The 21,837-nt window shown below is 64.8% G+C and carries 16 protein-coding genes and 1 pseudogene; 9 read left to right on the forward strand and 8 right to left on the reverse strand.

The features are described 5' to 3' along the window. The first annotated feature begins 326 nt into the window (after window positions 1–326). The 4 genes from METLW3_RS26805 to ssb all read left to right on the forward strand — a co-directional run bounded on the left by METLW3_RS26805 (window position 327) and on the right by ssb (window position 5,573). The gene (locus tag METLW3_RS26805; RefSeq protein ID WP_024879578.1) at window positions 327–2,528 is read left to right on the forward strand and encodes an outer membrane beta-barrel protein; all 2,202 of its coding nucleotides are present in this window, start codon (window positions 327–329) and stop codon (window positions 2,526–2,528) included. Window positions 2,529–2,790: 262 nt separating this feature from the next. After that, window positions 2,791–3,525, forward strand: a complete 735-nt coding sequence (locus METLW3_RS0108885; protein ID WP_024879579.1) for a class I SAM-dependent methyltransferase — start codon at window positions 2,791–2,793, stop codon at window positions 3,523–3,525. After that, on the forward strand, window positions 3,525–4,865 hold the full coding sequence (locus tag METLW3_RS0108890; protein WP_024879580.1) for an amino acid permease: 1,341 nt from the start codon (window positions 3,525–3,527) through the stop codon (window positions 4,863–4,865). The genes METLW3_RS0108885 and METLW3_RS0108890 overlap by 1 nt, the downstream gene beginning before the upstream one ends. Window positions 4,866–5,045: 180 nt before the next feature. After that, the gene (gene ssb, locus METLW3_RS0108895; RefSeq protein WP_024879581.1) at window positions 5,046–5,573 is read left to right on the forward strand and encodes a single-stranded DNA-binding protein; all 528 of its coding nucleotides are present in this window, start codon (window positions 5,046–5,048) and stop codon (window positions 5,571–5,573) included. A gap of 94 nt (window positions 5,574–5,667) precedes the next feature. Here the strand turns inward: ssb and METLW3_RS0108900 are convergent, their stop codons facing one another. The 5 genes and pseudogenes from METLW3_RS0108900 to METLW3_RS0108920 form a co-directional block, all read right to left on the reverse strand. Then, window positions 5,668–7,725, reverse strand: a complete 2,058-nt coding sequence (locus METLW3_RS0108900) for a YgiQ family radical SAM protein (protein WP_024879582.1) — start codon at window positions 7,723–7,725, stop codon at window positions 5,668–5,670. 63 nt (window positions 7,726–7,788) lie between these two features. Beyond that, window positions 7,789–8,086 (reverse strand): annotated as a pseudogene (locus tag METLW3_RS25380) (type II toxin-antitoxin system RelE/ParE family toxin). Window positions 8,087–8,103: 17 nt separating this feature from the next. Beyond that, a complete protein-coding gene (locus tag METLW3_RS0108910) occupies window positions 8,104–8,385 on the reverse strand; it encodes a type II toxin-antitoxin system ParD family antitoxin (RefSeq protein WP_024879583.1) in 282 nt (93 codons plus the stop codon). A 79-nt stretch (window positions 8,386–8,464) separates the two neighbouring features. Next, window positions 8,465–8,863, reverse strand: a complete 399-nt coding sequence (locus METLW3_RS0108915; RefSeq protein WP_024879584.1) for a metalloregulator ArsR/SmtB family transcription factor — start codon at window positions 8,861–8,863, stop codon at window positions 8,465–8,467. Next, window positions 8,860–9,519 carry a peroxiredoxin gene (locus tag METLW3_RS0108920; RefSeq protein WP_024879585.1) on the reverse strand — a complete coding sequence of 220 codons (660 nt, stop codon included), beginning with the start codon at window positions 9,517–9,519 and terminating at the stop codon, window positions 8,860–8,862. The genes METLW3_RS0108915 and METLW3_RS0108920 overlap by 4 nt, the downstream gene beginning before the upstream one ends. Window positions 9,520–9,609: 90 nt before the next feature. Between METLW3_RS0108920 and METLW3_RS0108925 the strand changes: the two genes are divergently transcribed. Genes METLW3_RS0108925 through METLW3_RS0108945 form a run of 5 tightly spaced genes read left to right on the forward strand, consistent with a single transcriptional unit; the run spans window position 9,610 to window position 14,179 of the window. Then, window positions 9,610–10,530 (forward strand): MBL fold metallo-hydrolase, encoded by a 921-nt coding sequence (locus METLW3_RS0108925; RefSeq protein WP_024879586.1) that lies wholly within the window; start codon window positions 9,610–9,612, stop codon window positions 10,528–10,530. Then, window positions 10,530–10,961: a YeeE/YedE thiosulfate transporter family protein gene (locus METLW3_RS0108930; RefSeq protein ID WP_024879587.1), complete on the forward strand. Its 432-nt coding sequence runs from the start codon at window positions 10,530–10,532 to the stop codon at window positions 10,959–10,961. The genes METLW3_RS0108925 and METLW3_RS0108930 overlap by 1 nt, the downstream gene beginning before the upstream one ends. After that, window positions 10,955–11,413, forward strand: coding sequence for a YeeE/YedE family protein (locus tag METLW3_RS0108935; RefSeq protein ID WP_024879588.1), 459 nt, complete (start codon window positions 10,955–10,957; stop codon window positions 11,411–11,413). The genes METLW3_RS0108930 and METLW3_RS0108935 overlap by 7 nt, the downstream gene beginning before the upstream one ends. After that, complete coding sequence (locus METLW3_RS0108940; RefSeq protein ID WP_084484815.1) at window positions 11,410–13,383, forward strand: TIGR01244 family sulfur transferase; 1,974 nt, start codon at window positions 11,410–11,412, stop codon at window positions 13,381–13,383. Before METLW3_RS0108935 ends, METLW3_RS0108940 begins: the two co-directional genes overlap by 4 nt. A gap of 10 nt (window positions 13,384–13,393) precedes the next feature. Beyond that, a complete protein-coding gene (locus METLW3_RS0108945) occupies window positions 13,394–14,179 on the forward strand; it encodes a sulfite exporter TauE/SafE family protein (RefSeq protein ID WP_024879590.1) in 786 nt (261 codons plus the stop codon). Between the two features lie 60 nt (window positions 14,180–14,239). On the opposite strand, the gene METLW3_RS0108950 is transcribed toward METLW3_RS0108945, so the two are convergent. Genes METLW3_RS0108950 through METLW3_RS0108960 form a run of 3 tightly spaced genes read right to left on the reverse strand, consistent with a single transcriptional unit; the run spans window position 14,240 to window position 21,802 of the window. Further along, complete coding sequence (locus METLW3_RS0108950; RefSeq protein WP_024879591.1) at window positions 14,240–17,443, reverse strand: efflux RND transporter permease subunit; 3,204 nt, start codon at window positions 17,441–17,443, stop codon at window positions 14,240–14,242. Continuing rightward, complete coding sequence (locus METLW3_RS0108955) at window positions 17,440–20,538, reverse strand: efflux RND transporter permease subunit (RefSeq protein ID WP_024879592.1); 3,099 nt, start codon at window positions 20,536–20,538, stop codon at window positions 17,440–17,442. The genes METLW3_RS0108950 and METLW3_RS0108955 overlap by 4 nt, the downstream gene beginning before the upstream one ends. Window positions 20,539–20,548: 10 nt before the next feature. Further along, window positions 20,549–21,802, reverse strand: a complete 1,254-nt coding sequence (locus tag METLW3_RS0108960; RefSeq protein WP_024879593.1) for an efflux RND transporter periplasmic adaptor subunit — start codon at window positions 21,800–21,802, stop codon at window positions 20,549–20,551. Window positions 21,803–21,837: the final 35 nt, after the last annotated feature.

Consider the following 21,837-nt stretch of genomic DNA (forward strand, 5'->3'; position numbering starts at 1 on the left):
GCATTCTCTGCAACGCCGGAGCGCGTGACGCGACGGCCGACGCCATCCCCGACACGGGGGCCATGCTTCGATTCATCCCGGCGGATTCCACCGCGTCGATGGTCTTTTTCCTGGCTCGCGTCACTTCAGAGCGACCATCGGGTTGGATTACATCCTGGTCGTCGCGAGCGCCGCCGCGCATCTGATCTTCAGACGATTCACAGCCTGCTGAAGATGACGCGCCGACGCGTGTCTGTCCTCCGAACGATTTCGACGGTCGGCTCGATTTCATCGTGCCTGTCCGATTCATACGAGAATTCGACTTTTTTTATTCGAGGCATGAAACAATGAGATTGCTTTTTCTTTTGTCGACGAGCGCTTCGGCGTTCGCGGTCGGCGCCGCGCTCGCGGCCGATCTTCCATTGCGTGAGGTCACGCCAATTCTCCCGCTTCCGAAATGGGAGGGCTTCTATGGAGGCCTCGATATAGGGGGCGTCGCGATGAGCGCCGGTCCGATCGTCTATACGACCGCTCCGGCGGTCACAGGAAAATTCCTCACCGATCCGGCTATGTGGCAGGCGCGCGCGCCATTCTGGGCGACGCAGAATGGGGCGTTGGCCGGTGGCGACGAAGGCGGCTTCCTCGGCGGTTTTCAGATCGGCTACAATTATCGAAGCGAATATCTCGGCCGGATCATCGCCGGCGTCGAAGCCGATTTCCAGGGGCTCGCCGTCGGAGGCCGCAGCGGCAGCCTCGCGACCTTCTCGCGCAACTTGCTCGCCAATGGCGACAGCCTCGTCAATTCCGCGAGCGGATCGTCTTCGTTGCAATATCTCGGCACGGTTCGCGCGCGTCTCGGCTATCTCACGGATCCGACCTTATTCGTCTACGCCACGGGCGGCTTCGCTTTCGGAGGAGTCGAGAACAAGCTCGCATTGTCGTCTCTCTACGCCAATGCTGCTGGCCTCCCCATACAGAATGCGATCGGCAATCTCGCCAATCTGACTCCGCAAACCGGCTGGACTGCCGGCGCCGGCGTCGAATGGATGTTCATGCCCGATTGGAGCCTCAAGGCGGAATATCTCTATTTCTCCCTGGGTGGCGGAAAAGTCCGCACCGCGTCGGAAGCCTATCCACTCCTCGCGAATGCGTTCGGCGGCGCCAATGGGGTCCCCGCGGACTGGACCAGTTCGGTCGTCTCATCGCCGCGCATGAGTGGAAGCATCGCCCGCATCGGCATCAACTACCATTTCGTTTCGAATGTCGCCGCCGCCGGACATGGAGGCGGCGACGCGGGCGGAGCGCATGACGCAACGGGCGACGGCGACGCCTCCGATGCGCGCGACGGCGATACCGAAGGAATGCAGAAAGGCGGCGAGAGTCATGCGGGCGCCGGCGCTCGTTCGGGACATCATGGCGCGGGCGGCATGCATGGCGGAAAAAGCAAAGGCGCGAGCCATGTCGCCGGCGCCTCGGCCGGCGGACACAAAGGGGCTGGCGGCGCGAAGGAGGGACATGGCGGGGAGCATAAGGGCAATGTCCATACGGTCGTGCCGGCGGGCGTTTACGGCGCGCATATGGTCGGCGCCGGAGAGGCGCGCTTCGCCTATACGCCGAGCTATTCCGTCATGCGGGATGATTACATCGGAACCACGAAGATCGCGCCCTATCAGGTGACGCAGATTCCCTGGGTTCCCAATAGCGTCTTCGCTTTGCCGAATTTCTTCGCGGCCAATCCGACGCGAACGCTACGAAACGCTCCCGACAATATGAAAATGCAGATGCATATGTTCCATGGAATGTTCGGAGTGACGGACTGGTTCAATGTCATGATCATGGGATCTCTGTCCGACAGAAACATGAGCATGACAGTTTTCAAGGGACCGAATGGATCGATTCCACTCGGCCCGACCAATTCCGCCACCCAGGGCTGGGGCGACACGATGGTCCAGGGACTCGTCCGCCTCTACCAGGACGACATTCACCATCTACATGTGAACCTCGGCCTAAGCCTGCCGACCGGAAGCATTTCCGAGGAGATCATTCATATGCATCCCTCGGGAGTGTTCTTCCAGAAGCGCGCCTATTACGGATTGCAGCTCGGAACGGGAACCTATGACGGATTGTTCGGCTTCACCTACAGGGGAAAGCTCGACGCTTGGTCATGGGGCCTCGTCTATCGGGGACGCGCCGCGCTCGGCGAAAATCAGTCCGGCTATCTCAGGGGATTGTCGAACGAGATCTCGGCGTGGGGCGCTTACGACATCGTGCAGGGTCTCGCAGCGACGGGCCGCGTCGCCGCCGCGGTATGGGACCGCATCTATGGTCACGATGTGCTGATCTGGGGCGCGCAGCAAGGAACCGTTCCCGACTATCAGGGCGGCGAGCGCGTCAAGCTTCTCGGAGGCTTCGAATATCTCCTGAAGTCGGAAGGCATGAAGCCGGTCCGGATCGCGGTCGAGGCGGGCGCTCCCGTCTATCAACGATTGAACGGCCCACAGATCGGGCAACAATGGGAGCTCAACACGGCGTTGAATTTCGGTTTTTGACGAAACACGGCGTGAGCTCGACGTCGCCAGGCGGCGGCGAGCATGAGTTCGGCGAGGGATCGAAGGGCGCGACGACCGGCCTGACGGAAATGCAGCGTCGCCGCTTCCACGAGACAAAATGACGCTGCGTGTCCCGCGAGCGGGCGACATCTATGCAGGTGCTAGGTCGAGGATCGCTCTGCGCGGCCTCGCCTAACGCGCGCAACTCATCGCTCCTCGTTCTGTTGCAACCAGACGACCCATGATCTCAAAGGGAACAAAAATGAAAAAGCCCATTCGAGCGGCGGTCGCCGCTCTCACGCTGATCCTCTTCGGCTCTGTCGGGCATTTCTCGCTCGCGCAGACCGCCGCGCCCATGGAGCATGACGGCAAGGGCGGCGGCCATCACGGCGACCACGCCGGCCCCTCGTCCGACGGGGCGTTTCACAAGCGCTTCGACGATGCGGCCAAATGGGCGAAAAAATTCGACGATCCAGAGCGCGACGCCTGGCAGAAGCCGGAGAAGGTCGTCGACGCGCTGCATCTCGACCGCGCCGCGCGCGTGGCGGATATCGGAGCCGGCACCGGCTATTTCAGCGTCAGAATCGCCAAGCGCATTCCGAACGGCAAGCTCTATTCCGCCGATGTCGAGCCCGATATGGTGACCTATCTCGGCGAGCGGGCCAAGCGCGAGCGCCTCGCCAATCTCACGCCCGTACAATCGAGTGCGGACAAGGCCAATCTTCCCGAGCCCGTCGATCTCGCTCTCGTCGTCGACACCTATCATCACATTGGAAATCGCACGCAATATTTCTCTGCGCTCAAATCGTCGCTGCGGCCGAAGGGACGACTGGCGATCGTCGACTTCAAGGCCGACTCGCCGGACGGCCCGCCCGTGGAACACCGAATACCGCCCGAGCAAGTGACGAAGGAACTGGAAGCCGCCGGCTATTCTCTGGTCGAGAAGCACGATTTCCTGCCGCGGCAATATTTCCTCGTCTATCAGAAGCGCGACTGATGGGCGCGCCTTTCGAGCCCGCCGCCGAGGGCCGCGCGCCCGGCGGCGAGCGGGGACGGCCGGAGCGCAAGCTGCTGGGCTTTTCCGGCGCGGTCGCGCTGGTCATCGCCAACACTGTCGGAACGGGGGTCTTCACGACCTCCGGCTTCGCTCTGGCGGATCTCGGAGAGCCGGCTTTCGTCATGCTCTCCTGGCTGATGGGCGGCGTCTATGCGCTCGCCGGCGTCGTGGTCTACTCCGATCTCGCCGCCAAATATCCCGAGTCGGGCGGCGAATACGTCTTCCTGCGAAATACTCTGCATCCTGCGCTGGGCTCTGTGGCGGGATGGATTTCCCTCGTCGCGGGATTCACCACGCCGATCGCCGCGGCCGCTCTCGGCGCGCAGCTCTATCTGGCGCGCGCCGGCGGTCCCGGCGCGGCGACGCCATGGGTCGCCACGCTCATCGTGATCTGCCTCGGCCTGCTCCACGCCGGCGCGCCCGCCAAGGGCGTCGCATTGCAAAATTTCGCGGTCCTGATCAAGGTCGGCGCGATCGTCGCGTTCATCGCTTTCGGCGCCCCCACGGCGGGCGCGGCGATCGCGGCCGCGCCGCCGCTTTCGCTCGAAGCCTTTCAGCCCCTGGCCTTCGCCGGATCGCTCGTGTGGATATCCTATGCCTATTCGGGCTGGAACGCCGCGGTCTATGTCACGGGAGATATCGCCGGCGGCGGCCGCACGGTGGAACGCGCGCTCTATTCGGGGACGCTTCTCGTCATCGGACTCTACCTCGGCGTGAGCGCGGTGATCCTCTATGGCGCGCCTCCGGGACAAATCCGCGGCGTCGCCGAATCCGGCGCGCTCGCGGCGTTGGCGATCGGCGGTCCGCGCGCGGAGCAGGCTTTGAGCGCGCTCATCGCGCTCGCGCTCGTCACCTCGGCGTCGTCCATGCTGCTGAGCGGACCGCGCGTCTATGCGAGAATGGCGCGGGACGGCGCGCTTCCGGCCGCATTCGGCCGACTGCATGGCGATCATCCGCGCTTTGCCATACTGGCGCAGACGGCGTTCAGCCTCATCGTCATTTGGAGCGCAGGACTTCGCGATCTCCTGGAATTCGCCGGCGTCACGCTGAGTCTTTCGGCAGGAGCTGTCGTCATCGGATGGCTTCGACAAGCGATGCGTCATGGCCTCGCGCCGGGGAAGCTTCCCGAGCTATGCGCCGCCATCGTGTTTCTGACGACGACGACAGGCATCATGATCTCCGCTCTGATGATGCGGCCGGCCTCGGCGATTGCCGCCGCCGTGCTGATCGGCGTCGGCCTTTTGGCTTATGCGCTGAGCCGTCCGAGGACGGCGAATTAGCCTGGGCGTGTTCTTCGCTGCGGTGAAGACGACAGGAGGCGGGGGGCGTTGCGCGTCACGGCGGGAGGTGCTAGAACAAAAAAAGAACATCGCGTGAATTGTGGACAAGGCGGCGGAACGTCTTCGCGCTCGCGCGTTTCGGACTAAGGTGCCGCGAGCATCATCAAGGCGGAGAGGATCATGGCGGGCAGCGTCAACAAGGTCATATTGGTCGGCAATCTCGGGCGTGACCCTGAAGTGCGCACGCTGCCCTCGGGCGACCGCGTCGTCTCTTTCTCCGTGGCGACGACGGAATCCTGGCGCGACCGCAACACAGGCGAGCGCAAGGACCGCACGGAGTGGCACAATGTGTCGATCTTCAACGAGAATTTGGGGAAGATCGCCGAGCAATATTGCCGCAAGGGCTCCAAGATCTATCTCGAGGGCCAGCTGCAGACGCGCGAATATCAGGACAAGGACGGCATTCAGCGCCGCGCGACCGATGTGGTGCTGCAGCGTTTCCGCGGCGAGCTGACTCTGCTCGACAGCAAGGGCGGCGGCCGCGGCGAGGGCGATTATGAAGGCGGCGGCGGCTCCTATCAGTCGAGCGGCGGCGGCTCCAGCTTCGGCCGCTCCTCGCCGATGGAACGCCCGCCCGCCGAGCGCTCCCCGGCGCCGGCCGGCGGCGGACGTTTGTCGGAGCAGCTCGACGACGATATTCCGTTCTGAGTCCGGAGGGAGATCGCGAGCCCTCGATGAAGGGCGGGGTCTGTTCCCTCCCCCGCGAAGCGGGGGAGGGCCGGGGAGGGGGCGCTCGAAATCTCTATGAGCTCCGCGAGCGCAGCCCATTCGTCCGGAACTCCCGCGACTGCGTCCGCGCGCCCTTCTGGCCTATGCGGCGGCCTTCGCCGCCCTTGCCGGTTCCAACCGGTTGCCAGCCCGGCACGAGATGATGCTTGCCGGGGCCGATGAGATCGGCGCGGCCCATGGCTTTCAGCGCCTCGCGCAGCACAGGCCAATTCTCGGGATCGTGATAGCGCAGAAAGGCCTTGTGCAGGCGGCGCTGGCGCAGGCCCTTCACGGCGTCGACCTTTTCCGACGCGCCGCGGCGCACCGGCTTCAGCGGATTGAAGCCCGAATGATACATGGCCGTCGACAGCGCCATGGGCGATGGCAGATAGGTCTGCACCTGATCGGCGCGATAGCCGTTCTTTTTCAGCCACAGCGCCAGATTCAACATATCCTCGTCGCTCGTGCCCGGATGCGCGGCGATGAAATAGGGGATGAGGAAATATTGCTTCTTGGCCGCCTGCGCCGCCGCGTCGAACAGACGCTTGAAGCGGTCGTATGAGCCAATGCCGGGCTTCATCATCTTGGAGAGCGGGCCGCTCTCCGTATGTTCGGGCGCGATTTTGAGATAGCCGCCGACATGATGCTCGACCAGCTCGCGCACATAGGCCGGGCTCTTCACCGCGAGATCATAGCGCACGCCCGAGGCCACCATCACTTTCTTGACGCCGGGAATTGCGCGCGCCTTACGATAGAGCTGGATCAGCGAGTCGTGGCTGGTCTCGAGATTCTTGCAAATATCCGGATAGACGCAGGAGGGCCGCCGGCACAGCGCCTCGGTCTCGCGATCCTTGCAGGCGAGGCGATACATATTCGCCGTCGGCCCGCCAATGTCGGAGATGATGCCGGTGAAACCTTCGGTCTTGTCGCGGATCGTCTCGATCTCTTTGAGGATCGAGCCTTCCGAGCGCGATTGAATGATGCGCCCCTCATGCTCGGTGATGGAGCAGAAGGAGCAGCCGCCGAAGCAGCCGCGCATGATCGTCACCGAATGACGGATCATCTCCCATGCAGGGATAGGCTGCGTGTAGGACGGATGCGGCGCGCGCGCAAAGGGCAGATCATAGACGCCATCCATCTCCGCCATGGTCAGCGGAATGGGCGGCGCGGTGAGCCAAATATCGCGCGTTCCATGACGCTGCGTCAGCGGCCGCGCATTGCCCGGATTGCTCTCCCGATGCAGCACGCGCGAGGCGCGGGCGTAGGATTCGGGGTCATTGGCGACCTGCTCGAAAGCGGGCAGGCGTATGACGACAGTCTCGCTCTGCGCGTCCTTGCGCATGCGGCCTTCGTCGGGCTCGTCAATGTCCTCGGCCGAGGCCTCGATCCAGTCCTCGGGCGTCGCGTCGCGCGTGAAGGCGACGCCGCGGATATCGGAGAAATCCTGCGCCATGCCGCGCTTGGCGATGCGATGCGCGACCTCGACCAGCGCGCGCTCGGCATTGCCATAGAGCAGCAGATCGGCCTTGGCGTCGAAGAGAATGGAGCGGCGGACCTTGTCGGACCAATAGTCGTAATGGGCGATGCGCCGCAGCGACGCCTCTATGCCGCCGAGCAATATAGGCGCATCGGGGAAAGCCTCGCGGCAACGCTGGGCGTAGACGATGACGGCGCGATCCGGCCTTTTGCCGCCTTCGCCGCCGGGCGTGTAGGAATCATTGTGCCGCAGCCGCCGGTCGGAGGTGTAGCGGTTCACCATCGAATCCATATTGCCGCTGGTGACGCCGAAGAAGAGATTGGGCTTGCCGAGCGCGCGGAAGGCGGAGGCGTCGCGCCAATCCGGCTGCGCGATAATGCCGACGCGAAAGCCCTGCGCCTCCAAGAGGCGGCCGATGATGGCCATGCCGAAGCTCGGATGGTCGATATAGGCGTCGCCGGTGACGAGGATGATGTCGCAGCTGTCCCAGCCGAGCGTCTCCATTTCGGCGCGCGACATGGGCAGAAATGGCGCGACGCCGAAGCGATGCGCCCAATGCTTGCGATAGGAGAACAGCGGCTTGGCCGCGCCTCGGGTTTCGGCGGCTTTCGTCATGGTCTCGTGAATATCATGGAAGGCGGGCCGGATGCGAGGATGCGCTGCGGCAGGATTCGCCTTTCATTCGTCGGCGATCGACAGCGAAGCTTCGAAATCCTGTCCGCCGTAAAAAACGCCGACGATTGTCACGACTTCGGCTTCGACGGCAAAAGCGATCGTCACGCGCCGACGAAAGCCGATCGTCCGCAGGCCCGGCCGTAAATCGTCACGACATGTCCCGCGCTCGGGGAAGCTGCGGAGATTTTCGCAATAATCGACGAATCGCGCCGGTGAAACGCTCGGCCGCCGACGGCGTCGCCCGCTCGGCGATCCAGCGATAGATGGCGAGGAGCTGCGCCTCGGCTTCGGGCGAGAAAATGACGTTATAGGACCCCGTCACCGGGTCGTCTTCGTCGCCCGCTCATGCTCGGCCGCCAGCGCCGCGCGAACATCGGCGGGAGATCGTCCGCGCGATGGGTCAGTCTTCATCCTGTCATAGGCCGGCGCGACCTCCTGCGCCAGCCAATTCTCGACCGCGCGGTCGCGCGCCAGCAGGGCGCGAAGGCCGTCGCGAATGACCTCGCTTTCGCTGGCGTATTCTCCAGACGACACCTTCGCCTTGACCATTTGCGCCATTTCGGTCGGCAGCGTCACGCTGAATTGCTGGGTGCTCCGCATTGGCTTCCCCTGATAATGTTCAATAGGATTTAACACCATCAGCGGCCGCGCGTCGAGGGGGAGGCGGCCCCGGCATCGGCTATACGATCTTCGCGAACGCCGCCGCTCCGGCCTTGCCGGGCGGCTCGCGCTCGGTCTGCGGCGCGCGCAGCGCCTCGGCGAGCGCGCCTTGCGGATCGGCGGCGCCTTCGAAGATCGCCTCGACGCATTTGACGCAGAGCGTCACCTTCGCATCGGCTAGGCGGTAGAAGACCTGCTTGGCGGCGCGGCGCGTCTCCACCAGCTCGGCGCGGCGCAGCTCGGCGAGCTGCTGGCTCAGCGCCGGCTGCTGAATCGCCGTCGCGGCCTCGATCTCGCCGACGGTGTGCTCGCCGGCGAGGAGATAGGACAGGATCATCAGCCGCTGCGGCTGCGCGAAAATCTTCAGCCTTTCGGCGGCCTCATTGGCGCGCTCGCGCGATTCGTAGAGTGCGGTCATTTGCCTGAATCTTTGCAAGTCCGATAGAACCAGCCGTTGGTCGCGTCTGGCGCGAGCGCCTCTTGCGCGACGCTGGTCGGCGGCAGCAGAAGATCGCCGCCGGGCGTCCAGCCCTCCGGCGTCATCACCTCGCCGGAGGCGGCCTTTTTCAGCGCAGTGACGAGGCGCAGCATCTCCTCCACCGAACGGCCGACCGTCAGCGGATACCAGGTGAGCGCCCGCACGATTCCCTCCGGGTCGATGTAATAGGTCGCGCGCATCGCAGAGGAATCTCGGGCGGTCTCGTCCAACATTCCATAGGCGCGACCAATGGTCATCGTCGGATCCTCGACGATGGGGAAGGGGACGGTGACGCCGAAAAGGTCGCGGATCGCCCGCACCCAGGCGAGATGCGAATAGAGGCTGTCGACCGAAAGCCCCAGCAGCGCGCAGCCCACCTCCTCGAATCGCGGCGCGGCGCGGGCGAGCGCCACGAATTCGCTGGTGCAGACCGGCGTGAAATCCGCCGGATGCGAGAAGAAGATCAGCCAGCGGCCGCGGAACTGATCGAGACGAATGTCGCCGCCAGTGGAGCGCGCCTGAAAAACCGGCGCGAGATCGCCGACGCGCAGCGCCCGCGCGGCCGTCGTCGGAGCCGAAGTCGGTTCTTTTTCCATGGCTTTCAAATGCCCCCATTCCTCGCTTGACACAAGCAGACTATACGATTACATAAATCATGTAATCATGAAATTAAATGGGAGGTTGCCATGACGGATGCAGCGCTCGAGCGGGCCAGGGAGCAGATCCTCGCCGCCGCGAAACGGCCGTCGATTCAGGTCGAGACCTTCTTCGACGAGCCGACTTTTACAGCGTCTCACGTCGTCTACGATCCAGCGACGCGCCATGCCGCGATCGTCGACAGCGTGCTGAATTTCGATGCGGCGTCCGGCCGCACCTCGACCAAGGGCGCAGACCAGATCATTACTTACGTAAATCATGAAAGTCTGATGATCGACTGGCTGCTGGAAACCCACGCCCATGCCGATCATCTCTCGGCGGCTCCCTATCTCCAGACCAAGCTCGGCGGCAGGCTGGCCATCGGCCGCGAGATCACCACGGTTCAAAACGTCTTCGGCAAGGTCTTCAACTTCGGGACGGAGTTCGCCCGCGACGGCTCGCAGTTCGATCATTTGTTCGACGACGGCGAGACTTTCGCGATCGGCGAGATTCCGGCGATCACGCTGCATGTGCCCGGCCATACGCCGGCCGATGTCGCCTATGTGATCGGCGATGCGGCCTTTGTCGGCGACACGCTGTTCATGCCCGACTATGGCACGGCGCGCGCCGATTTTCCGGGCGGCGACGCCCGCGCGCTCTATCGCTCCATCCGCCGGCTGATGGCGCTGCCTGACGAGACGCGGCTGTTCCTCTGCCACGACTACAAAGCGCCGAACCGCGACGCTTACGCCTGGGAGACGACGGTCGGCGCCGAGCGCAAGGGCAATGTCCATGTGCATGACGGAATCGGCGAGGATGAATTCGTCGAGATGCGCACGCATCGCGATGCGACGCTCGATCTGCCGCATCTGATCCTGCCGTCTGTGCAAGTGAATGTGCGCGGCGGTCGCCTTCCGCCGGCCGAGGACAATGGCGCGCGCTATCTGAAGCTCCCCTTGGACGTCTTCTGATGACGCTCGCCGCTTCCATGGCGCAGGGCCTCGCCGGCGGGCTGATAATCGGCGCGAGCGCGTCGATCATGCTGCTCGCCGCGGGGCGCATCGCCGGCGTCAGTGGCCTCTTCGCCCGCACGATCGGCCTCACCAAGGCCTGCGGGCCGGATGGTCTGGCGGCGGGCTTCGTTGTCGGCCTGCCGCTCGGCGCGGGGGCGCTCGTTCTTCTAACGGGGCCGATCGAGATGCGCTTTCCGCCGCTGGCGATGTTGCTAATCGGCGGGCTTCTCGTCGGCTATGGCGCGCGGCTCGGCTCCGGCTGCACCAGCGGCCATGGCGTCTGCGGCCTGTCGCGACTCTCGAAGCGCTCGCTCGTCGCGACGGGAGTGTTCATGAGCGTCGCGGCGGCGACTGTGGCGGCGATGAATGCGGCGGGGCTCGCATGGTGAAAAGCTCCACTCTCCTCGGCCTTCTCAGCGGCGTCATCTTCGGCCTCGGCCTAGCGGTCTCCGGCATGGCGAATCCGGCGCGCGTGCGCGGCTTTCTCGATGTCTTCGGCGCTTTCGATCCGACGCTCGCTTTCGTGATGATCGGCGCGCTCATATCAATGGCGATCGCTTGGCGCGTCATGCGCCGGCTGGAGCGCCCGCTCGCCGCAGATAGCTTCGATCTGCCGCCGACCTCGCCGATCGACGCGCGCCTCGTTACGGGCGCGGCGATCTTCGGTCTCGGATGGGGCGTCGCCGGCCTTTGTCCTGGTCCAGCGCTCGCTGATCTCGCCCTCGCGCCGCTCGCTGTCGCGCCCTTCGTCGCGGCCATGGCGCTCGGAATGGTTCTGCAGCGCGTCACCGCGCAAAAAATGCGAAAGCCCAAGCGCTCGAACGAAAGGCACGAGTCATGACCAGGAATGTCGGAACATTAGACCGCATTTTCCGTCTCGCCATCGTCGCCGCCATTGCATTGGCCTATTGGATCGGCGCGCTCTCTGGCGGCCTCGCCATCGCGCTCGGCGTCGTCGCGATCATCGCCTTTGCGACCAGCCTCGTCTCCTTCTGCCCCGCCTATCGTCTCTTTGGAATCTCGACCTGCAAGCGCGTCCGAACCGACGCGCTCCGCCGGCCGAAGCTTCTCCCCGACACACACCTAAAAAAGCGAACAAAAAAAGAGGAACGCGCCGTCATGAGCTTCACGAAATTATCGTCCGTTTTCTCCGCTTCGCCGCAGATTTCCGAAGCCGATGTCGAGCGCGCCGCGAGCGACGGGTTTCGTCTCATCGTCGATTGTCGTCCCGACAATGAGGAGCAGGGCCAGCCCAATTTCCGCGACGTCGCCGAATGGGCGGCAAAGCATGGTCTTTCGGCGAAGCATGTTCCGGTGACGCCCTCGAACATAGACGACGCTTCCGTCGCCGATTTCGCCGACGCGCTCGCGACTGCGGGCGGTCCTGCGCTCGGCTATTGCAAGAGCGGCAGGCGCGCGAGCGCATTATGGGCGCTGTCTCAGGCCATGCCGCTCGGCGCCGAGACGGTGCTTTCCGCGGCGAAAGAGGTCGGCGTCGATCTCGAGCCGTGGAAGACGCGCATTATCGCGCGTGGCGGCGCGCCGGCCGGCGATCGTGGTCCTGGCTCCTATGATGTGGTGATCGTCGGCGGCGGCAGCGGCGGCGTCGCCGCGGCGGCGAGCCTTTTGAAGCGTCGGCCTTCGCTCTCCATCGCCATCGTCGAGCCGGCCGAGTTTCACTATTATCAGCCCGGCTTCACCCTCGTCGGCGCCGGCGTGTTCAAGCCGGAAGTGACGAAGCGTCCGATGGCCTCGGTCATCCCCGACAAGGCCGTCTGGATCAAGAAATCCGTCGCCGAATTCGCGCCCGATTCCGATGAGGTCGTTCTCGACGACGGCTCGCGGCTGCGCTATCGCGCGCTCGTCGCCTCGCCCGGCATAAAGCTCGATTGGGACGCCATTCCCGGTCTCGTCGAAACGCTCGGCCGCAATGGCGTCACCTCCAATTATCGCGCCGATCTCGCGCCCTACACGCATTTCCTCGCGCAGACTCTGCGCGGCGGACGCGCATTGTTCACGCAGCCGCCGATTCCGATCAAATGCGCGGGCGCGCCGCAAAAGGCGATGTATCTCTCCTGCGACGCATGGCGCCGCGCCGGCGCGCTCTCCAACATCGAGGTCGAGTTCCACAATGCCGGCGCCGTGCTGTTCGGCGTGCCGGCCTATGTGCCGGCGCTGATGGAATATGTGAAGCGTTACGGCATCGATCTGCGCCTCGAATCCAAGCTCGTCGCCGTCGACGGCCCCGCCAAGATCGCGACCTTCGAGGAGAAGGACGCCAATGGCGCGATCATTCGCGTCGAGCGCGAATTCGCCATGATGCACGCCGTGCCGCCGCAGCGCGCGCCTGATTTCGTCGCCAAAAGTCCGCTGGCCGCGGAGAGCGGCTTCATCGCCGTCGATCCAGAGTCGCTGCGCCATACGCGCTACGGCAATGTCTTCGCGCTCGGCGACGCCATAGCGACGACCAACGCCAAGACGGCGGCCGCCGCGCGCAAGCAGGCGCCGGTCGTCGCCATCAATGTGCTCTCGGTTCTCGACGGCAAGGCGCCGCATGTCGGCTATGACGGCTATGGCTCCTGCCCGCTCACAGTGGAGCGCGGCAAGATCGTGCTCGCCGAGTTCGGCTATGGCGGCAAGCTGCTGCCGAGCTTCCCCAAATGGCTGATCGACGGCGCGCGTCCGTCGCGCGCGGCGTGGTTCCTGAAGGAGCGGCTGCTGCCGCCGATCTATTGGCGCGCGATGCTCAAGGGCCAGGAATGGCTCTGCGCGCCGCATATGATCGAAAACGGCGAGCAGCCCGCAGAATGACGAGGCCGATGTGCAGCTAGAGCTCATTCAATATGTGATCGGCGCCGGCTGCGGCGCCGCCATCGGCTTCACGCTCGGCCTCATCGGCGGCGGCGGCTCGGTGCTCGCCGTGCCGCTGCTGGTCTATGTGGTCGGCGTGAAGGATCCGCATGTGGCGATCGGCACCAGCGCATTCGCCGTCGCCGTCAATGCGGCCTTCAGCCTGTGGAACCATGCGCGCTCCGGCTCGGTGAAATGGCGCTGCGGCGGCATATACGCCGCGGCCGGAATGTTAGGGGCCGTCGTCGGCTCGACGATCGGCAAGAGCTTCGACGGACAGCGACTGCTGTTTCTTTTCGCTCTGGCGATGATCATGACCGGCGTGATGATGCTGCGCGGCCGCGGCGCCGCGGGCGACGCCGCTGTCGAATGCACGGTGGAGCGCGCGCCGCGCGTCGCCTCCTTCGGACTCGTCACGGGATTGTTCTCGGGCTTTTTCGGCATAGGCGGCGGCGTTCTCGTCGTGCCCGGCCTCGTCGGCTCGACGGGAATGCCCATGATCAACGCCGTCGGCACGTCGCTCGTCGCCGTCACCGTCTTCGGCATGACGACGGCGGCGACCTATGCATTCTCCGGCCTCATCGATTGGCTGCTCGCCATCGTCATCATCTGCAGCGGCGCGATGGGAACGCTGATGGGCGCGGCATTGGCGCGGCGCCTGTCCAAGAACACCGGACAGCTCACCATCGCCTTCGCGATCGTCGTTTTCGCCGTCGCCGCATACACGCTGTTCAACTCGCCGATCATGACGCGCTAGAGCGCTTTCGAGCGAAGTAGAACCCGGTTCGCGTGAAGAAAGCGCGACCAACCAGGAGCGCTAGAGCGGCGCGTGGGCCTCGGTCTCTCGCGCGGGCCTTCGGCGAAAGCCGCTCCAGCGAAATGCGCCTGCGCCGATGCGTGATCGCAGCGTATCTATGTAGAGAAACACCACTGGCGTCGTGTAGAGCGTCAAGACTTGGCTCACCAGCAGGCCGCCGACGATGGCGATGCCGAGCGGGCGACGCATCTCCGCGCCTTCTCCCGTGCCGAGCGCCAGCGGCAGCGCGCCGAACAAGGCGACGAGCGTGGTGATGAGAATGGGGCGGAAGCGCGCGACGCAGGCCTCGCGGATCGCTTCCCTCGACGAAAGCCCGCGCCGCGTGGCCTCGAGCGCGAAATCGACGAGAATAATGGCGTTTTTCTTCACGACGCCGATGAGCAGCAGCACGCCGATCATGGCGATGATGCTGAGCTCCGCGCCGCAGCCGAGCAGAGCGAGAAAGGCGCCGACGCCAGCCGAGGGCAGGGTGGAGAGTATGGTCAGCGGATGCAGGAAGCTCTCGTAGAGAATGCCGAGAACGATATAGACCGCGGCCAGCGCGGCGGCGATCATGATCGGCTGATTGGCGAGCGCTTCCTGATAGCCGGCGGCGGTTCCGGCGAAGACGCCTTGCAGCGTCGCCGGCGCGCCGGCTTTCGCCATGGCTTCCTTGATCGTCTCGGCGGCGTCGCGCAGCGATTTTCCTGGCCCCAGATTGAAGGAGATGGTGATCGCGGCGAAATGGCCTTGATGATTGACCTGCAGCGGCGTCACGCCTTCGGCGAAATTCGAGAAGGATGAGAAGGGAACCATGGGCTGCGTCGCCATATTGACTGCGCTGCTCGGGCTGCCGAGATCGCGCGCCGAGAATATGCGGCTCGCCGCGCGCGGATTGGCGCCGATATAGAGATTGTCGAGCGCCGCCAGCGTGTCGCGAAATCGCGGCGCCGATTCCATCACGACGTGATATTGATTGAGCGGCTCGAAGATCGTCGACACCTGCCTCTGGCCGAAAGCGTCGTAGAGCGTGTTGTCGATGGCGCTCGCGGTGAGGCCGAGGCGCGCCGCCTTGGCGCGGTCGATGAGCACGTCGCTGCGCAGGCCTTTGTCCTGCTGATCCGAGCTCACGTCGAGCAGCGCGCCGCTGCGGCGCAGAATTTCGACGATGCGCGGCGCATAGAGGCGCAGATCCTCGAGCCGGTCGGCGAGCAGCGTATATTGGAACATTGCGTTGCTGGGCCTGCCGCCCATGCGTATGTCCTGCGCCGATTGCAGGAACATGCTCGCCCCGCTGATGCGCGCGAGCTTTGGCCGCAGCCGCGCGATGATCGCATCGGCCGAGACCTTGCGCTCGGCGAGCGGCTTCAAGGTGACGAGCAATTCGGCGACATTGATCGCGCCGCCGGGGCTGAAGCCGCCGCCTATGCTGGCCGTCGCCGAAGATATGCCTGGATCGGAGGTGAGAATGGCGACGAATTGCTCGAGCTTCTCCTTCATCACAGGGAAGGACACGCTCTGGTCCGCGACGATCGCGCCGCGCATGCGTCCCGAATCCTGGATGGGGAAAAAACCCTTCGGCACGCAATCGAAGAGATAGAAATTGAGCGCCATGGTCGCCAGCAGCACGCCGAGCGTCACGCGCGGAAAGCGCAACGCGATATCCAGCGTGCGCACATAGGAGCGATGCAGCGCCGTAAAGGCGCTTTCGCTCCAGCGCAGCAGGAAGAAGCGCGGCGGGCCGGCGTGATCTTGCAGCACGCGCGAGCACAGCATGGGCGTCGCCGTCACCGATAGGATGAGCGACACGAGAATGGCGACCGACAAGGTCATGGCGAATTCGCGCATCAGCCGGCCGACGATGCCGCCCATGAACAGAATCGGCAGAAACACAGCCAGCAGCGACAGGCTCATGGAGACGAGCGTCGGAACCACCTCGCGCGCGCCCTCCAGCGCCGCGGCGCGCGCCGGCTGGCCCGCCTCTATGCGGCGCATGACGTTCTCGACGACGACAATGGCGTCATCGACGATGAATCCCGTGGCGATGGTGAGCGCCATCAGCGAGAGATTGTTGATGCTGTAGTCGAGGAGATACATGGCGCCGAATGCGCCGATCAGCGACACGGGCACGCAGACGCTGGGCGCGATGGTCGCGCGGGCGTTCTTCAGCGACAGATAGACGATGAAGATGGCGAGAAATACGGTGACGATCAGCGTCAGGCCGATCTCGTGCAGCGAGGTGCGGATGGTCAGCGTGCGATCTTGCACGAGGCGCATCTCGACATCGGCGGGGAGCGCCGCGGCGAGCGGCGGCATCAGCCCCTTGATGCGATCGAGCACATTGACGAAATTCGCGCCCGGCTGACGGAAAATCTGCACCTGCACGGCGGTGCGGCCGTTGCTCATGCCGAAATTGCGCAGATCCTCCACCGAATCCACGACCTCGGCGATATCGTGCAGCCGCACCGTCGCGCCATTGCGATAGGCGATGACGAGGCTCTGATAATCGGCGGCGCGCCGCGATTGATCATTGGCGTAGAGGGTGAGACGACCGTCGCCGACCTCTATCGCGCCTTTGGGGCTGTTGTAATTGGCCGAGGCGAGCGCCGCGCGCACATCCTCGAGCGACACGCCATGCTCGAACAGCGCCGGCGGATTGAGCTCCACGCGCACCGCGGGCAAGGAGGAGCCGCCGACCGTCACCTGTCCGACGCCGTCGAGCTGCGCGAATTTCTGCTGCAGCACATTGGCGGCGATCTCATAGAGCTGGCCGGAGCTCATCCGCTCCGAGAAGAGCGCGATGATCGCCACCGGCACTTCCGAAGGATTGGAGGTGCGGAAGGTCGGATTATTGCGCAAGGCCGCTGGCAGATCGGCGCGCGCCGCGGCGATCGCCGCCTGTATGTCGCGCTGCGCCCCGTCTATGTTGCGGTCGAGATCGAATTGCAGCGAGATGCGTGTCGAGCCGAGCGAGCTCGAGGAGGTCATCTCGGTGACGCCGGCGATTTGGCCGAGCTTCTTCTCGAGCGGCGTCGCCACCGAGGCCGCCATCGTCTCCGGACTTGCGCCGGGCATTGAGGCGGAAACGGAGATGACCGGAAAATCGATATTGGGAACCGGCGCCGTCGGCAGCAGGAAGAATGCGGAAACGCCGGCGAGCACCACGCCCAGCATCAGCAGGCTCGTCGCGACCGGCCGCGCGATCGCCGCGGCGGTGAGATTCATGCGGCCTCCCGAGCCGGGACGGGCGCTGGATGCGGGCGCAGCGATTTCGCCCAGCCGTCGAAGGCGAGATAGATCACCGGCGTCGTGTAGAGCGTGAGAATCTGGCTGAAGATCAGGCCGCCGACGATGGCGACGCCGAGCGGCTGGCGCAGCTCCGCGCCTTCGCCGGAGCCGAGCATCAAGGGCAGCGCGCCGAGCAGCGCGGCCATGGTCGTCATCAATATGGGGCGAAAGCGCAATATGCAGGCTTTGTAGATGGCGTCGCGCGGCGCGAGCCCGTCGTCGCGCTCGGCTTGCAGCGCGAAGTCGATCATCATGATCGCGTTCTTCTTGACGATGCCGATGAGCAGAATGACGCCGATGACGCCGATGACGGAGAAATCATCGCCCGCGAGCATCAAGGCGAGCAGCGCGCCTATGCCGGCGGAGGGCAGGGTCGAGAGGATCGTCACCGGATGAATGTAGCTCTCATAGAGCACGCCGAGCACGATATAGACGGTGACGATGGCCGCGAGGATCAGCAGCAGCGTGCTCACCGATGAGGCGTTGAAGGCCTGCGTCGCGCCCTGGAACACGGTGATGACGCTCGCCGGCGTTTGAATTTCCGTCTGAGCGAGAGAAAGCGCCTCCATCGCCGCGCCGAGCGAGGCGCCGGGCGCGAGATTGAAGGAGATCGTCGTCGAGGGGAATTGCGCGAGATGATCAATGGAGAGCGGAGCGGTTATCTCTTTGATCTTCACGATGGAGGCGAGCGGCGTCTCCTGTCCGCCATTGGCGGGAATGCGCAGGCCGGCGAGCGTGTCGAGGCCGGAGGCCGCGCGCTTCGTCGTCTCCAATATCACGCGATATTGATTGGTCTGCGTGAACAGAGTCGAGACGATGCGCTGGCCGAAGGCGTCATAGAGAATATTGTCGATCGTCGCGACGGAGATGCCGTAGCGGGCGGCGGCGTCGCGGTCGATCTCGACGAAGAGCGCGCGGCCGCCGTCCTGCGCGCTGGAGGATACGTCGCGAAATTGCGGCAGCAGGGAGAGCTTGTCGACGAGACGGCGGGAATAGTCGGAGAGCTCGGCCGGATTGGCGTCCTGCAGAGCGAAATGATATTCGCCGCGCGAGACGCCGGCGTCTATGGAGAGGTCCTGCGCCGGCTGCAGGAAGAGCGAGCCGATCGCATGAGCGCGCGCGGCGTCCTGCAGACGGCGCGTGACGGCGGAAATGGAGCCGCGCTCGGATTTCGGCTTCAGCTCGATGAGCAGGCGGGCGCTGTTGAGCGTGCGATTGACGCCGTCCACGCCGAGATAGGAGGAGACGCGCGCCACTGCGGGATCGGCGAGCAGAAGCTCGACGAGATCGAGCTGCTTGCGCGTCATCGCCTCATAGTTCAGCGATTGGCCGCCTTCGAAAAAGCCTTGCACCAGTCCCGTGTCCTGCACGGGAAAGAAGCCCTTGCCGATGGCGGCGTAGAGCGCGCCGGTGAGCGCGAGCGTGGCGAGGAAGCTGACGAGCGTCGCGCGCGAATGGGCGAGCACGAAACGCAAGGTCGCGCCATAGGCGTCGATCAGCCGATCGAACCAGCCGCCGGCCGAAGGCCCGTCATGCGAATGCAGGTCATTGGCGCGCAGCAGCTTGGCGCTGAGCATGGGCGCGAGCGTCAGCGACACCACCGCCGAGATCATTATGGTGACGGCGAGCGTCACCGCGAATTCGCGGAACAGCCGGCCGACGACATCGCTCATGAACAGCAGCGGGATGAGCACGGCGATGAGCGAGATCGTCAGCGAGACGATGGTGAAGCCGATCTCGCGCGCGCCGATGAGCGCGGCGGCGAGCGGCGTCTCGCCCTTCTCTATGTAGCGGGAGATGTTCTCGATCATCACGATTGCATCGTCGACGACGAAGCCGGTCGCGATGGTGAGCGCCATCAGCGTGAGGTTGTTGAGGCTGTAGCCGAGCAGATACATCGCCGCCAGCGCGCCGATGAGCGACAAAGGCACGGCGATGCTCGGAATGATCGTCGCGCGCGGGCTGCGCAGGAAGAGGAAGATGACCGCGACGACGAGCGCGATGGAGAAGAGCAGCTCGATCTCGACATCGTGGATGGAGGCGCGGATCGCCGTGGTGCGGTCGGTGAGTATGGCGAGATCGATGGCCGCGGGCAGGGAGGCCGAGAGCGCCGGCAGCAGCGTCTTGATCTGATCGACGACGGCGATGACATTGGCGCCGGGCTGGCGCTGCACGTTGACGATGATCGCCGGCTCGAGATCGGTCCAGGCGCCGAGCTCGCGATTCTCGGCGCCCGGCGTCACCTCGGCGACATCGGCCAGCCGCACCGGTCCGCCATTGCGATAGGCGACGACGAGGCCTTCATAATCCTTGGCGTTGCGGATCTGGTCATTGGCGTCGATCGCGAATTGCTGCGTGCGGCCGTCTATATTGCCCTTGGGAAGATTGACATTGGCGTTGGAGATGACGGAGCGCAAATCCTCGAGCGACAATGCATGGGCGGCGAGCTTTGAGGGATTGGCGCGCACCACCACCGCGGGGCGATTGCCGCCGGAGACGCTGACGAGGCCGACGCCGGAGAGCTGCGAGATCTTCTGCGCGATGCGGCTGTCGGCGAGATCTTGCACCTCGGTCAGCGGCAGCGTCTTGGAGCGCAGCGCGAGAGTGAGAACTGGCGCGTCGGCGGGATTGATCTTGGCGTAGATCGGCGGCGCCGGCAGATCGGTCGGCAGAAAGCTCTGCGCGGCGTTGATCGCCGCCTGCACCTGCTGCTCGGCGAAATCCAGCGAGAGCTTCAAGCTGAATTGCAGCGTGATGATCGAAGCGCCGCCGGAGCTCGTCGAGGCGATCTGCGTGAGGCCGGGCATTTGCCCGAGCTGGCGCTCGAGCGGCGCGGTGATGGTCGCCGCCATCACCTCCGGGCTGGCGCCGGGATAGAAGGTGCGCACCTCGATCGTCGGATAGTCGATCTGCGGCAGCGCCGAGACGGGCAGGAGGCGAAAGCCGATCGCGCCAGCGAGGAAGATCGCCGCCATCAGCAGAGTGGTGGCGACGGGGCGCTCGATGAAGGGGCGGGAAATATCGACGCTCATCGGCGGGCGCTCACGGCGCGGGGGCTTTTTCTGGACGACGTCCCTCGGCGGGCGGGGATTTCTTCTCCGCGCCCGGTCCGGCGGCGAGCGTCACCTTGGCGCCGTCGCGCAGCTTGTCCACGCCTTCCACCACCACGCGCTGTCCGGGCGCGAGGTCGCCTTCGATCACCGCGCGCTCGCCGTCGCTCGGGCCGATCCGCACCGGCTTCACGGAGACCTTGTCGTCGCTCTCCAGCACATAGACGAAAGGCCCTTTGGCGCCGCGCTGAATCGCCGGCGCCGGGGCGAGCGCGACATTGAGCAGCGTCTCCACCGTCAATTCGGCGTTGACGAATTGATTGGGGTAGAGCTTCTCGTCCTCATTGGAGAATTCGGCGCGCAGCTTCACCGTGCCGGAGGTCGCGTCGATCTGATTGTCGATCGCATAGAGAACGCCATGCGCGAGCGCCTGCGAATGCTCGTGATCATAGGCGACGACGGCGAGCGCCTCGCCGGAGCGAAAACGCTTCAGCACGCTCTGCAGCCTCACCTCCGGCAGAGTGAAGATCACCGTGATCGGCGAGAGCCGGGTCACCACGGCTATGCCGTTCTGATCATTGGTCTGCACGATATTGCCGGGGTCGACGAGACGCAGGCCGATGCGGCCGTCGATGGGCGCCGCGATATTGGCGTAGCTGAGATTCAATTTCGCCTGCCCGACCTGCGCGCGATCCATCTCGACGGCGGCGCGATATTGGCCGATGAGGGCGCGCTGCGTATCGAGCTGCTGGCCGGAGACGGCGTCCTTCACCTTCGTGCGCAGCAGCTCATAGCGGGCGAGATCGCGCTCGGCGTTCTGCAGCAGCGCCTCGTCCTTCTGCAGCTGAGCCTGCGCCTGCGCCACGGCGAGATCGAAAGGCCGCGGGTCTATGCGCGCGAGAATGTCGCCGGCTTTGACGATCTGGCCCTCCTTGTAGCGAACCTCCACCAGCGGGCCGGAGACCTGCGCCTTCACCACCGATGTCGCGGAGGCGGTCACTGTGCCGAGACCCGAGAAGACGACCGGAAAGTCCCCGCGCGTGATCTCCGCGACGGCGACGGCGATGGCCGGTCCGCGGCCTGGCGTGGGAGCGGCTGGCGTTTCGGCGGCCCGATAGCGCCATGCGCCTATCGCGACAGCGCCGACGAGCCCCACGACGATCCAGCGGGTGAGGTTCCGACGCGGCAGGAAGCGTCTCGCCGCTCCGATGAAAGGAGGGGCGGCTTCAGTCAGATCGGAACTCATTGCGTCGAAACCCCGCGAGAATCGCATTGTGCGTC

The organism is Methylosinus sp. LW3, from assembly GCF_000527115.1.
Taxonomy (GTDB): domain Bacteria; phylum Pseudomonadota; class Alphaproteobacteria; order Rhizobiales; family Beijerinckiaceae; genus Methylosinus.

Excerpts from the sequence above, each read along its gene's own strand:
- METLW3_RS0108955 (WP_024879592.1), bottom strand. The coding sequence starts at position 20,538 with ATGAGCGTCGATATTTCCCGCCCCTTCATCGAGCGCCCCGTCGCCACC.
- METLW3_RS0108940 (WP_084484815.1), top strand. The coding sequence starts at position 11,410 with ATGACCAGGAATGTCGGAACATTAGACCGCATTTTCCGTCTCGCCATC.
- METLW3_RS0108915 (WP_024879584.1), bottom strand. The coding sequence starts at position 8,863 with ATGACCGCACTCTACGAATCGCGCGAGCGCGCCAATGAGGCCGCCGAA.
- METLW3_RS0108885 (WP_024879579.1), top strand. The coding sequence starts at position 2,791 with ATGAAAAAGCCCATTCGAGCGGCGGTCGCCGCTCTCACGCTGATCCTC.
- METLW3_RS0108935 (WP_024879588.1), top strand. The coding sequence starts at position 10,955 with ATGGTGAAAAGCTCCACTCTCCTCGGCCTTCTCAGCGGCGTCATCTTC.
- METLW3_RS0108930 (WP_024879587.1), top strand. The coding sequence starts at position 10,530 with ATGACGCTCGCCGCTTCCATGGCGCAGGGCCTCGCCGGCGGGCTGATA.
- METLW3_RS0108890 (WP_024879580.1), top strand. The coding sequence starts at position 3,525 with ATGGGCGCGCCTTTCGAGCCCGCCGCCGAGGGCCGCGCGCCCGGCGGC.
- METLW3_RS0108900 (WP_024879582.1), bottom strand. The coding sequence starts at position 7,725 with ATGACGAAAGCCGCCGAAACCCGAGGCGCGGCCAAGCCGCTGTTCTCC.
- METLW3_RS0108910 (WP_024879583.1), bottom strand. The coding sequence starts at position 8,385 with ATGCGGAGCACCCAGCAATTCAGCGTGACGCTGCCGACCGAAATGGCG.
- METLW3_RS0108920 (WP_024879585.1), bottom strand. The coding sequence starts at position 9,519 with ATGGAAAAAGAACCGACTTCGGCTCCGACGACGGCCGCGCGGGCGCTG.
- METLW3_RS26805 (WP_024879578.1), top strand. The coding sequence starts at position 327 with ATGAGATTGCTTTTTCTTTTGTCGACGAGCGCTTCGGCGTTCGCGGTC.
- METLW3_RS0108950 (WP_024879591.1), bottom strand. The coding sequence starts at position 17,443 with ATGAATCTCACCGCCGCGGCGATCGCGCGGCCGGTCGCGACGAGCCTG.
- ssb (WP_024879581.1), top strand. The coding sequence starts at position 5,046 with ATGGCGGGCAGCGTCAACAAGGTCATATTGGTCGGCAATCTCGGGCGT.
- METLW3_RS0108960 (WP_024879593.1), bottom strand. The coding sequence starts at position 21,802 with ATGAGTTCCGATCTGACTGAAGCCGCCCCTCCTTTCATCGGAGCGGCG.
- METLW3_RS0108925 (WP_024879586.1), top strand. The coding sequence starts at position 9,610 with ATGACGGATGCAGCGCTCGAGCGGGCCAGGGAGCAGATCCTCGCCGCC.